The sequence below is a fragment of the Prevotella sp. E15-22 genome (assembly GCF_023204875.1).
Lineage (GTDB): Bacteria > Bacteroidota > Bacteroidia > Bacteroidales > Bacteroidaceae > Prevotella.
The window spans coordinates 2,848,339-2,860,596 of sequence record NZ_CP096247.1 but is presented as its reverse complement, the minus strand read 5'-3'; the positions used below and the strand labels follow the sequence as shown (position 1 = coordinate 2,860,596).

13 protein-coding genes are annotated in these 12,258 nt (G+C 50.7%); 6 read left to right on the top strand and 7 right to left on the bottom strand.

Going from position 1 to position 12,258, the window contains the following annotated elements:
• Window positions 1-105 precede the first annotated feature (105 nt).
• From M1D30_RS11815 to radC, 5 genes are all read right to left on the bottom strand, one after another.
• Window positions 106-1,059 carry a TraB/GumN family protein gene (locus M1D30_RS11815; protein WP_248504214.1) on the bottom strand — a complete coding sequence of 318 codons (954 nt, stop codon included), beginning with the start codon at window positions 1,057-1,059 and terminating at the stop codon, window positions 106-108.
• 4 nt (window positions 1,060-1,063) lie between these two features.
• Window positions 1,064-1,828: a UDP-2,3-diacylglucosamine diphosphatase gene (locus M1D30_RS11810; RefSeq protein WP_248504212.1), complete on the bottom strand. Its 765-nt coding sequence runs from the start codon at window positions 1,826-1,828 to the stop codon at window positions 1,064-1,066.
• A 32-nt stretch (window positions 1,829-1,860) separates the two neighbouring features.
• Entirely contained in the window at window positions 1,861-2,181 is a 321-nt protein-coding gene (locus M1D30_RS11805) for a metal-sulfur cluster assembly factor (RefSeq protein ID WP_248504210.1), read from the bottom strand.
• A 24-nt stretch (window positions 2,182-2,205) separates the two neighbouring features.
• Window positions 2,206-4,284: a M3 family metallopeptidase gene (locus M1D30_RS11800; RefSeq protein WP_371874190.1), complete on the bottom strand. Its 2,079-nt coding sequence runs from the start codon at window positions 4,282-4,284 to the stop codon at window positions 2,206-2,208.
• Window positions 4,285-4,357: 73 nt separating this feature from the next.
• Window positions 4,358-5,077 carry a DNA repair protein RadC gene (gene radC, locus M1D30_RS11795; protein ID WP_248504200.1) on the bottom strand — a complete coding sequence of 240 codons (720 nt, stop codon included), beginning with the start codon at window positions 5,075-5,077 and terminating at the stop codon, window positions 4,358-4,360.
• 141 nt (window positions 5,078-5,218) lie between these two features.
• Between radC and M1D30_RS11790 the strand changes: the two genes are divergently transcribed.
• On the top strand, window positions 5,219-7,063 hold the full coding sequence (locus M1D30_RS11790; RefSeq protein WP_248504198.1) for a PP2C family protein-serine/threonine phosphatase: 1,845 nt from the start codon (window positions 5,219-5,221) through the stop codon (window positions 7,061-7,063).
• A 17-nt stretch (window positions 7,064-7,080) separates the two neighbouring features.
• A complete protein-coding gene (locus tag M1D30_RS11785; RefSeq protein ID WP_248504196.1) occupies window positions 7,081-7,398 on the top strand; it encodes a heavy metal-binding domain-containing protein in 318 nt (105 codons plus the stop codon).
• Between the two features lie 70 nt (window positions 7,399-7,468).
• Here M1D30_RS11785 and M1D30_RS11780 read toward each other — a convergent pair whose 3' ends face one another.
• Window positions 7,469-8,458, bottom strand: a complete 990-nt coding sequence (locus tag M1D30_RS11780) for a glycosyltransferase family 2 protein (protein WP_248504194.1) — start codon at window positions 8,456-8,458, stop codon at window positions 7,469-7,471.
• A complete protein-coding gene (gene efp, locus M1D30_RS11775; RefSeq protein ID WP_091818822.1) occupies window positions 8,458-9,024 on the bottom strand; it encodes an elongation factor P in 567 nt (188 codons plus the stop codon). Before efp ends, M1D30_RS11780 begins: the two co-directional genes overlap by 1 nt.
• A gap of 195 nt (window positions 9,025-9,219) precedes the next feature.
• Between efp and rpmH the strand changes: the two genes are divergently transcribed.
• The 4 genes from rpmH to M1D30_RS11755 all read left to right on the top strand — a co-directional run bounded on the left by rpmH (window position 9,220) and on the right by M1D30_RS11755 (window position 12,255).
• The gene (gene rpmH, locus M1D30_RS11770; protein WP_091818823.1) at window positions 9,220-9,375 is read left to right on the top strand and encodes a 50S ribosomal protein L34; all 156 of its coding nucleotides are present in this window, start codon (window positions 9,220-9,222) and stop codon (window positions 9,373-9,375) included.
• 129 nt (window positions 9,376-9,504) lie between these two features.
• Entirely contained in the window at window positions 9,505-10,155 is a 651-nt protein-coding gene (locus M1D30_RS11765; RefSeq protein WP_248504192.1) for a PASTA domain-containing protein, read from the top strand.
• Window positions 10,124-11,260, top strand: coding sequence for an RluA family pseudouridine synthase (locus tag M1D30_RS11760; protein ID WP_371874092.1), 1,137 nt, complete (start codon window positions 10,124-10,126; stop codon window positions 11,258-11,260). The genes M1D30_RS11765 and M1D30_RS11760 overlap by 32 nt, the downstream gene beginning before the upstream one ends.
• A 5-nt stretch (window positions 11,261-11,265) precedes the next feature.
• Window positions 11,266-12,255, top strand: coding sequence for a D-alanine--D-alanine ligase (locus tag M1D30_RS11755; RefSeq protein ID WP_248504190.1), 990 nt, complete (start codon window positions 11,266-11,268; stop codon window positions 12,253-12,255).
• Window positions 12,256-12,258: the final 3 nt, after the last annotated feature.

Here is a 12,258-nt window from a genome sequence, read left to right as displayed (position 1 = left end):
ATAATAAAAAAGAAACGGGAAAAGTCAATTGGCTTTTCCCGTTTTATATGATTATTTCATCTTTTCTGTTTCTTCCTCAATGTGCTTTACGAATCGGTCTGTGAATTAAATCTCGTTAGTTTTTGTCTTTACCTGTTCGACCTTATACCCGGCCTCTCGTAGCTTTGCGATGATGCCCTCCTCGCCTACAAGATGGCCTGAGCCGAAGACGAACATCGTTGGCTTTTCGCGCATCGCTGCCAATATCTTGGGGAGCCACTTCTTGTTGCGGTCCCTCAATATCGGCTGGTTGGTTTCTGGAAGACAGAAAGTGGCGAAACTTTCATAATCGCCTGACATCCAATACTTGCAGATTTTATCAAGAGAACCATCTCTTCCTTCAGTCCTTTCCATGAGTTTCTGCTTACGTTCATCGTAGGTCTTCAGAAAAGCCATCAGCGAGTCGGCCTGCTCCTCGATAGTCTGAGGCGTTTGTCTCAGAGACCCAATGACGTCTTGTACCAACAAATTCTCACCATCGAGTCCTCCCACCTGCCAGCCGCGTGCCTTCGCCTTTTGCATGAGTTGAAAATCCATGATAATATTCTTTTGGATTTTCTTGATATATTCTCTCATGATAGGGTCAAAAAGGAAGTCTTGAAAAACGGATGGAGACCAGTTCCACATTTCCTTCCAGGTTGGGTCATCCAGATTGATGGGTAATATCTCCTTGAACTTCACCTTCAGAATCTCGGCACTTTCCTTGTCAATGACGTCGAAGATATTCTTGCCGTCAGGATACTTGGTCGTTTGCTTCTCCTTCCCTGGGCGAGACGTTCTTCCTATAGCATCCTGAAGAGTGTTTTCTGGGGGAAGATATTCAATGTACATCTGCTGACATTGTGCCTCGGCCTCTTGATATTCAGGTATGCTGTCGAGCAGCGAAGCAGACAGCGGATGTATCGTGCCAAGCAGATACGACGGCTCTGTCAGTCCACTGCCGCTGATGCGAAACAGGAACTGTGCATCGGCAGTAATGGCGGCAAGGCCAAGGATGGTTGACAGGATGATTTTCTTCATGTGTTTATAGTTTGCTCTCGCCTTCGATATACTCTTGCATCAGCAGGTGTTCGCCATCGTAGACCACGTAGGAGAACTGACTGATCCAATCGCCGAGGATGATGACGCGCGCCTTCTTTGTGAGTTGCTTGTCGACCTCGATATGGCGATGGCCGTAGATGAAGTAGTCCACGTTGGAGTGGTACTGGATGTACTTCTTGGTATAGAGAATCAAGTGCTCCTTGTCGTCGCCCATATAGACAGGCACCCCTTCGCCCTCGTGCTTGATGCGCGAGTGCTTGGCCCAGGAGAGACCAAACCACAGTCCCCAACGGGGATGGATGGCCGAGAAGAGCCATTGGCATGTCTTGTTATGGAAGATGCTGCGGATGAGTTTGAACGACTTGTTAGGGTCGCCCAGTCCGTCGCCATGAGCCAGGTAGAAGATCTTGCCATAGAGTTCCACGGTCTGCGGCTGCTTGTGCAGAATGACGCCACACTCCTTCTCCAGATAGTCGTAGGCCCAGATGTCGTGGTTGCCTGTGAAGTAGTGCACCTCGACGCCCATGTCGGTGAGCTCAGATATCTTGCCCAGGAAGCGGGTGAAGCCCTTTGGTACCACATATTTATATTCGTACCAGAAGTCGAACATGTCGCCCAGCAGATAGACGGCTGCCGCCTTATCCTTGATAGAGTCAAGGAAGCGCACCAATCGGCGCTCTTGCATGCGTCTGTGGTCAATGGCCCATGAGCCAAGGTGGGCATCAGATAAAAAATAAATATTCTTCATATCTTTCATCTCTCATCTTTCATCTGTTAGGCTTAGTCAAAGCCTAACTCCACTCGTGCTTCCTCTGACATCATGCTCTGGTCCCAGGCGGGCTCGAACACCAGGTTGACGTTGGCGCCCTTGACGCCCTCTACGCTCTCTACCTTGGTGCGTACATCCTCGAGGATGAAGTCGGCAGCAGGGCAGTTGGGAGCCGTAAATGTCATATCCAGTTCCACGGATGAGTCGTCCTGGACATCGATCTTATAGATCATGCCCAGGTCGTAGATGTTGACAGGAATCTCAGGGTCGTAGACGGTCTTGAGCACGTCGACAATCCGCTCTTCTATTGTTGTCTTCTCTTGTTGTGTCATATATATATAATATTGTGTAGTTGTTTAAAGTCCCCTTGCGCGAAGTAGACTACTGGCATCGGGCTGCTCCATGCCAGTGAAGTCGGAGAACATCTGCATGAGGTCGCCAGTGTTGCCACGACTCAGAATCTTGTCGCGCATGTCCTGACCAGTGGCAGGGTTGAGGGCGCCACGCTGGGCAAAGACATCGGCCACGTTGACAGCCAGCACCTCGGTCCACAGATAGCTATAGTAGCCAGCAGCATAGCCACCACCAAAGACGTGGTTGAAATAGCTGGTGTGATAGCGTGGGGGAATCTGGTTGTTGAGCAGTCCCACCTGGCGCAGGGCCTCGGCCTCGAAGGCATCTGCCTGTTCAGGCGTGGGAATATCCTTTGAGGCCAGCATGTGCCAAGCCAGGTCGACGCAGGTGGCAGCGAGGTTCTCGCCCAGGGCATAGGCCGACTGGAAGTTGATGCTCTTCAGCATGCGCTCCTTCAGGTCCTCAGGCATGGGCTTGCCAGTCTTATAGTGCAGGGCATAGTGGTCGAAGACCTCGGGGATAGAGGCGAACGACTCGTTGAACTGTGAGGGCATCTCGACGAAGTCGCGAGCCACAGAAGTACCACTCAGACGGTTGTACTGGCAATCAGAGAGGATGCCGTGGAGGGCGTGGCCAAACTCATGGAACATGGTGGTCACCTCGTCCCAGGTGAGCAGCGAGGGCTGTCCCTCAGGTGCCTTGGCACTGTTGCAGACGTTGAAGATGATGGGCAACTGGTTCCACTGGCGACTCTGCTTCTGGAAACCATCCATCCAAGCGCCACCACGCTTGGTGGGACGACGGAAATAGTCGGTATAGAACAGTGCCTTACTCTTGCCATCCTTGTCAATCACCTCGTATGCCTTCATGTCGGGATGATAGAGGGGGATATCCTTGCGCTCCTTGAAGGTGAGGCCATATGCACGGTTGGCGGCATAGAACACACCATTGATAAGTACGCTGTCAATATTGAAATAAGGCTTCACCTCGTCCTCGCTCACGTTGAGCAACTGCTTCTTCATCTTGGCAGAATAGTAAAAACGGTCGTAGGGCTCGAGGTTGAAGGCAGGACCTTCGGTTTGGCGTGCAAAGGCCTCGATCTCCTTGGTCTCGGCATCGGCCTTAGGTGCATACTGACTGATGAGGTTCTTCAGGAAGGCATAGACATTCTCTGGTGTCTTGGCCATGGTCTTCTCCAACGAGTAAGAGGCGTAGTTGGGATAACCCATGATCTCGGCCTGCTCGGCACGCAACTTGGCAATCTCGCAGACGATGGGGTAGGTGTTGTATTTACCAGTGCCGTCGGCACGATGAACGCTGGCCTCAAAGACCTTCTTGCGCAACTCGCGATTGTCGAGCGAGGTGAGGATGGCCTGCTGGGTGGTGTTCACGATGACGATGGCATAGGGTGCCTTCTTACCCAGGTTCTCGGCATCCTTGGCACACTGGGCGATGTCGGCCTCAGAGAGTCCTGCCAGGTCTTCCTTCTTGTTGACCCACACCACAGCATCGTTGGTGGCATTGGGCACCATGTCGCCCCACTGCTGCTGCAGGTCGGCGATGCGCAGGTTAATCTCCTTCATGCGTGCCATCTTGTCGTCGGGCAGCAGGGCACCTTTGCGCACAAACTCTTTATAGGTCTCTTCCAGGAGTTTCTGGTCCTCGCCCTGCAGACTGTCGTGTTGGTTGTCGTACACCTGCTTGATGCGCTCGAAGAGCGCCTTGTTGAACATAATCTCGTTCTCGAGGTCGGTGAGCATGGGCTGCACCTTCTTCTCGATCTCGGCCAACTCGGGTGTCTTGTCGGCCTCAATGAGTGCAAAGAAGATTCGGCTCACACGGTCGAGCAGACGTCCACTCTCCTCGAAAGCCAGGATGGTGTTCTCGAAGGTGGCAGAGTCTGGACAGTCCACAATCTTCTGGATATTCTCACGCTGGTCCTTGATGGCTGCCTCGAAGGCAGGCAGATAGTCGGACACCTGAATCATGTCGAAGTCAGGAATGTTATAAGGAGAGTCACTCTCCTGTAACAATGGGTTTTCGGTCTTTGCCTGCTGACAGGCAGTCATGGATGTAATCATTACTGTTGAAATAGCGATTGACATGAATGTGTTAATGAACTTCATAGATATAAAAGTTTAAGTTTAGTTGTTGTTATATTCGTCCATTCTCGCGATAGGAGAAATAATTTCCATCAGTGATGATGATGTGATCGGCAAAATAGATGCGCATCACGTCGCAGGCCCTTCTGATGCTCTCGGTCAGGTCGTCGTCGGCCCTGCTAGGACGCAGGTTGCCAGAAGGGTGGTTGTGGCAGACGGCCAGGATGGTGGTGTTGCAGAGCACGGCCTCGCGCATGATGATGCGGATGTCGACACTCACCTCCGAGATGCCGCCGTGGGCAATGCACACCTCCTTGATAAGTCGGTGGTTCTGGTTCATCAGCAGAATCCAGAACTCCTCCACGTCTTTGTCCTGGAGCAGGGGATGCATGTGGTTGTATATTCTTGTGGCAGTGCCCAGGTCAGGGCGCACCTCTACCTTTTCTTGCTGGCGACGCTTGCCCAGTTCGCAGGCCGCCATGATGGTGATGGCCTTGGCTGGTCCAACGCCATTATACAGGCACAGGTCGTGAATACTCTTCTTGCCCAGCGTGTTAAGGTTGTTGCCACAGTCGCAGAGAATGCGCTTCATCAATGTCACGGCATCCTCCTTTGGTGAACCAGAGCCGATGAGGATGGCCAGCAGCTCGGCATCACTCAGCGCCTGAGGTCCCAGACGCTCCAACTTCTCGCGTGGACGGTCTTCCTCAGCCCATTGAGTGATGTTGAGTTTCGAGTTGAAACCTCTCTCTTCTGTGTTAATCTGCTCCATCGGTTTTTTAGATTTGCATGCAAAGTTATACAATAAATCCGAGTTATTGGCATTTTTTTTCTTTTATTAGAAATAAATTAGTACTTTTGTGGCGAGGAAAAGAATAAAATCCTCTATTAACCGATTCTAAAAACCAGGAAGATGATACTAAAGATCGCAAAAACAGTTTGTTTGATTGTCCTACTCCTGACAATGGGTTGGTCTGTTGTTAGGGCCGAAGAGCCGTTGCCGTTAAGGCTTCAGGAACTGTCGGACGAGACTTATCGCCTATATAGCGCGAGAGAGACGGACGATTTCTTTGAGGCCGTGAAGATGTTGAAGTCGGCCACTGAGTATTCCAAGTATCAGGAAACCTATTATAGGGCGTGCAGTTACGAGGCCATCTATATGTTCGAGTATGTGGATCGCAAGAAGGGCGTACAGTTGGCTTACGACATCTATCATCGTGCCAAGAGCAACAATAGTAACATCGGTATGTATTTCGCCACCTTCTCGCTGGGCACCATTCGCGAGCAGTCGGGCAACATGGGACTGGCCGAGAAGAGTTTCCTGCAGGCACTGAAACTCAAGGAGAAATACCTGCCTGAAGAGAGTGCTGCTCCCTGTTACCTAGGCCTCTGCGAGGTGGCGCTGCACAGGAATGATTATGAGAAAGTGAAGGAATATGCACATCGTGCGCTGAATGAGCCCACCATCATCCCCATGAACCAGATTACGGCTTGGAGCTATAAGTGTCTGGCGCGATATAATCAGCATGACAGTCTGGGTTTTGAGGAGGCTTATAAGGAACGCGCCAAACTGATTGAAGAGAATGGCGGTCAGGGCGGACTCTTCGGCGAGCTTATCAATGTCTATCAGGCCAAGAACCGCAAACTGTGGAAACTGGCTCTGCAAAGAGCAGAGAAACTGATTCACCAGCAAAACAAATGCGCACAGATGGCCTCTATCTATGAGCACATGGGCGACTATCGCCAGGCACTATATTGGCAGAAGCGCACGCGTACTGTTATAGACTCTATCCAGTCGTCGGAAGCGCGCTCGCAGATGAACGAGTTTGACACAGAACTCTCTATCACCTATGCCGAGAACGAGACCAAGGAGCAGGAACTGGCCAAGGAGCAGACGATGCTCTTGGCAGGAGGAGCTATCGCCCTCCTTGTCATTATCTTTTTGGTTGTATATGGCTACCGATGCAATAGGCATACGAAACGTATGAAGTTTATTAACAATAAGTTGCGTCAGGCTTACGTCCAACTGGAGGAGACCACGAAAGCCAAAGAACGCGTGGAGAGTGAGTTGCGCATTGCCCGCCAGATACAGCAACAGATGCTGCCTCGCGTGTTCCCTCGTCGCGAAGATGTGGATATGTATGCCATGATGACGCCTGCCAAGGAGGTTGGTGGTGACCTCTATGCCTATGCGTTGTTCGACGATCAGTTGTATTTCTGTGTGGGCGATGTGAGTGGCAAGGGGGTGCCTGCTGCCCTGTTTATGGCCGAGGTGACACGTATGTTCCGTACGCTTGTTGATGGACGACTCCTGCCTAATGCCATTGCCACGCGCCTGAACCATGCGCTGTCCGAGGATAACGACCAGGGCATGTTTGTTACTATGTTTATTGGTCTTATCAATATCAAGTCCGGTCACATGGCATTTTGTAACGCAGGACATAACCCGCCCCTGCTCGATGGCGAGTTTATGCAGATGGAACCGAATGCGCCCATAGGCTTGTGGCCAGAGCTCGACTATATGGGTGAGGAAGTTGACGATATGCACGGTAAAACGCTCTTTGTCTATACGGACGGCATCAACGAGGCCGAGAACAATGAGCGAGAGCAGTTTGGCGACGATCGTCTGAGGGCTCTGCTACGACAGAATCTGGGCGATGCCCGTCAGACCTCAGAGGCCATCCATAAGGCTGTGGCCGACTTTGTGGGCGATGCTGAGCCCAGTGATGACTTGACGAAGATGTGTATTAAGTTATAAACAAAATAAATTTTATTATGATTTTATCAACAACCCCAACAATTGAAGGTCACACCATCCGCGAGTATAAGGGTGTGGTGACAGGTGAAACAATTATCGGTGCTAACATCTTTAAGGATATCTTCGCAGGCATCCGCGACATAGTGGGCGGACGTTCTGCCAGTTATGAGAGTGTGCTGCGCGAGGCCAAGGATACATCACTCAAAGAGATGATGTTACGTGCTCAATCTTTGGGAGCTAATGCCATCGTGGGCATCGATATCGACTACGAGACTGTGGGCAATGGTGGCTCTATGCTGATGGTGGCCACCAGCGGTACGGCTGTGGTTATCTGATGATGTGACATACAAAAATTGGGTCGGAGAACATGACTTCTCCGACCCAATTTCGTTTCTATTGTTTTTCTTATTTATAGAAGTTCTTCTCGAAGGCAGTAAACTCGTCCTGCTTCAAGATGCAACGTTTCCACCATGACTCGATGAAGCCTAGACCGTAGCCCATGAGTTGTACAAAGGCAGCAGGGATGCTGAGGAGACCCACCCAAAGACTCTTGTTCTTGAGACTAGAGTCAAGCAAGATGACAGCGCTATAAAATAGAATGGGGATAAGTGTCAAGATGCTGAATACGGACAGTAACAGCAGACCAATGACGCCAAGGGTGAAGACCGTTGGTAGCAGATGTACCAGTTTCAGCGTGCCTGGATGGCGCTTCGTTAGGTTGATACGGGCAATGCCGCTGTTGTAGACCTGACGGAAGAACTTACGGAAATCGGTACGGCGCTTGTGCCATACCCAAGCCTCAGGGATGAGCGCTGTCTTATAGCCTGCTTCAACGATGCGATAAGAGAAGTCGATATCCTCGCCAAAGCGCATCTTCGTAAAGCCTCCCAACTCCTGATAGACCTCACGGCGGATGCCCATGTTATAAGAACGGGGGAAGAACTTGTCGAGCTTCTTGCCTTTGCCACCACGGATGCCGCCTGTGGTGAAGAACGATGTCATCGAATAGGAGATGGCCTTTTGGATGGGCGTGAAAGAAGGATGCGAAGCATCAGGACCGCCAAAGGCATCAATTTCCATCTTTAATCTTTCATCTACGGCACGTAGATAACCGGCTGGTAGCACCACATCAGAGTCGAGCACGATGAGCCAGTCGCCCTTGGCACGCTCAGCACCATAGTTGCGACTCTGGCCAGGGCCGCTGTTCTCCTTATAGTAATAATGCAAATCAAGGATGCCTGCGTATTTGTCGCAGACATCCTTGCATGGTTTCTTCGATCCGTCTTCAACGATGATAACCTCAAAGTTGTTTACCTCCTGATGACAGAGGCTCTCCAACAATTCGTCGACTTCGTCAGGACGATTGAAGACGGGAACGATGATAGAATATTTCATTATTCCTTTGCGCGAGCCAGGTAAGAACCGTCGCGGGTGTCAACCTGAATCAGGTCGCCCTCGTTGATGAACAGGGGAACGCGAACCTCAACACCAGTCTCCAAAGTAGCGGGCTTCAGGGTGTTGGTGGCAGTGTCGCCCTTGATGCCGGGCTCAGAGTGAGTAACGCGCAGGATAGTCTTCACGGGCATCTCAGCATAGAGGATGGTGCCATCGGTAGTGTCAGAAACAACCTCCACGATGTCGCTCTCCTTCATGAACTCGTGGCCGATAACCAACTCGTTGTCGATGGGAATCTGCTCGAAAGTCTCCTGGTTCATGAAGATACGACCAGACTGGTCCTCGTACAGATACTGGTAGGGACGACGCTCGATGATAACGTCCTCCAGCTTCTCACCAATGTTGAAACGACGCTCCAGCACGCGGCCATCGCTTACGTTCTTCAACTTGATAATCATGATGGTGTTGCCCTTACCAGGCTTACGGTGCTGGAAATCGATGCAAACCCAAATAGCACCGTCCATGCGGATGGCGGTACCCTTCTTAATGTCTTGTGAGTTAATCATATAAATATAATATAATGTATTTTGTTATTTTCGGGTGCAAAGGTACAAAAAAAAGTGAAAAGTGAAAAGTGAAAAGTGAAAAATTTAGCAATAAACTTGTGTAATTCAAAAGATTTGTGTAATTTTGCAGCCCGAAATGTGGCATCGCGTCATATTTTAAAGGTGAATAATAGTAAATAAATTAAGAATAAAGCAATGAAAAGAACATTTCAGCCGCACAATCGTCGCCGCGTGAACAAGCATGGTTTCCGCGAGCGCATGGCCACAAAGAATGGCCGTCGCGTCCTGGCTTCTCGCCGTGCAAAGGGCCGCAAGAAGTTGACCGTTTCTGACGAGAGACACGGAAAGTAAGCCGTTCGTTGGCAACAGACCAATAGGCGGGATGAGGCTCATGGCTTCATCCCGTTTATTTTTTTTCTGAAAAAGTCTTTGTTATCAGATTATTTTAGTACTTTTGCATTCAGAAAGCATTATTGACTGATGAACGCAAAAGAATTCTATAAGAAACTATCGGCACCCATGGTATGGGGCAACCTGCTGGCCATGTTTGTGGTCGTTATACTGCTGTGCTTCGGTCTGAAGTGGTGGCTGTCGGCCTATACACATCATGGCGAGGGCGTGAAGGTGCCCGACCTCTATGGCTTGAAGCATCAGGAGGCTGTGGAGAAGTTTGAGGCCGATGAGCTGGTGGTGGTCGTTAACGACTCAACCTATGTCAACGGCATGCCGGCTGGCGCCATCGTGTCGCAGTCGCCGGAGCCTGGTATGGAGGTGAAGAGGGGTCGCGTGATCTATGTGACCATCAACTCGCTGACAATGCCATGCGAACGTATACCCGATTTGATTGACAACTGTAGCTTCCGTGAGGCACAGGCGCGTTTGAAGTCGCTCGGCTTTGTGTTGCTTGCCCCAAAACTTATTGATGGCGAGAAGGACTGGGTCTATGGCATTCAGTTTCGCGGCCGCAACCTCGTGGCTGGCGATAATGTGCCACGCGAGTCGGAACTGACGTTGGTCATTGGTAATGGCTCGGCTGGCGAAGATGTTAGCTCGGAGGACGGCGAGGTGGACGAAAGTGGTCTGTCCGACGTCATGGGCGATGATATTGATGATTTCCTGGAAGTTGAGTAGGAAACTAAAAGAAGAGAATTTGATAGACGAGGATTATATAGAGGATGAGCTCCTGGAAGAGGGAGAGTCAACAGAGACTGAAGGTCAGGGCCTTTATGAACATTTTCGCATAGAGGTGGACCGCGGTCAGGAGCCCTTGCGCATTGACAAGTATCTGACGGAGCATACCCAGCATTCTTCACGAAACCGCATTCAACAGGCTGCTGAGGCGGGTTTCCTGTTTGTGAACGACCGTCCTGTGAAAAGCAACTATAAGGTGCGCTCGGGTGATGTCATTACGCTGATGCTGGATCGTCCGCATTTCGATACGACCATTGAACCCGAGGATATTCCCCTTGATGTGCGCTACGAGGACGACGAGCTGATGGTGATCTATAAGCCCGCCGGAATGGTGGTACATCCAGGCTGTGGCAACTTCCACGGCACGTTGGTGCATGCCATCGCCTGGCATCTGCGCAACCTGCCTACCTACGACCCAAATGATCCGCAGGTGGGACTGGTGCATCGTATCGACAAGGATACCAGTGGACTGCTGGTGGTGGCTAAGACGCCTGAGGCGAAGTCGCACCTGGGAAAGCAGTTCTTTAAGCACGACACCCATCGCAGTTATCATGCGCTGGTGTGGGGCAACTTTGTTGAGGATGAGGGACGCATTGAGGGTAATATCGGTCGTGATCCCAAGGACCGTTTGCGCATGGCAGTCTTTCCACCCGATTCGGAGATAGGAAAGCCTGCCGTTACGCATTATCGCGTGTTGGAACGTTATGGCTATACCACGTTGGTGGAGTGTGTGCTCGAGACGGGGCGCACGCACCAGATTCGTGCTCACATGAAGCATATCGGTCACCCACTGTTTGCCGACGAGCGCTATGGTGGCGACCAGATTCTGCGTGGCGAACGTACGGCCTCGTATAAGGCTTATATCCAGAATTGCTTCAAACTCTGTCCACGTCAGGCTCTGCATGCTAAGACGCTGGGTTTTGTGCATCCAAAGACTGGCGAGCAGATGGACTTTACCAGTACGCTGCCCGATGATATGAGCGCTGTTATTGAGAAATGGCGCAACCGTCTGAAGAATAACGAGATAAAAGAATTAATATCATAAATACTATGCAACAGCAGAAACGCACAATTGCCATCGTTTGTGGTGGCGACTCTTCTGAGCACGACGTGTCTCTTCGCTCGGCTCAGGGTCTTTATTCGTTCTTTGACAAAGAGCGATATAATGTCTATGTGGTGGAAATGAAAGGTACCGACTGGCAGGTTTATCTGCATGATGGTACCAAGGCACGTATGACGGTGCACGACTTCTCGTTTAAGGAGGAGGGTAAGACTCGACATTTCGACTATGTCTATATCACTATCCATGGTACTCCTGGTGAGAATGGTATCCTGCAGGGCTTCCTGGAGATTCTTCATATTCCTTACAGCACCAGTGGTGTGCTAGTAGAGGCTATGACGTTCGATAAGTTTGTGCTGAACAACTATCTGCGCAGTTTTGGCGTGAAAGTGGCCGACAGTGTGTTGGTGCGCCGCGGACAGGAGAAGTTGATTAGCAAGAAGGATATCATCGACACCATTGGCATGCCTTGCTTCGTGAAGCCCGCCAACGATGGTAGTTCGTTTGGCGTGTCGAAGGTGGTGAAGCCCGATCAGTTGGCTGCTGCCATGCGCAAGGCTATGATGGAGAGCGACGAGGTGATGATCGAACAGTTCCTAGAAGGAACCGAGATCTCTATCGGTTGCTATAAGACGAGGAACAAGTCGGTCGTGTTCCCTGCCACCGAGGTGGTCAGTGAGAACGACTTCTTTGACTATGATGCGAAGTATAACGGTCAGGTAAAGGAGATTACCCCTGCTCGTATCCCTGAGGAGACCGCTAAGCGTGTGGCCGAGATTACCAGTCATATCTATGATATCCTGCATTGTAATGGCATCATCCGTATTGACTATATCATCTCGAAGGACCAACAGATCTCGATGCTTGAGATAAACACCACACCTGGTATGACGCCTACCAGCTTTATTCCCCAGCAGGTGCGTGCCGCTGGTCTGGAAATGAAGGATGTGCTGACAGAAATCGTTGAAAACCAATTCTAATAG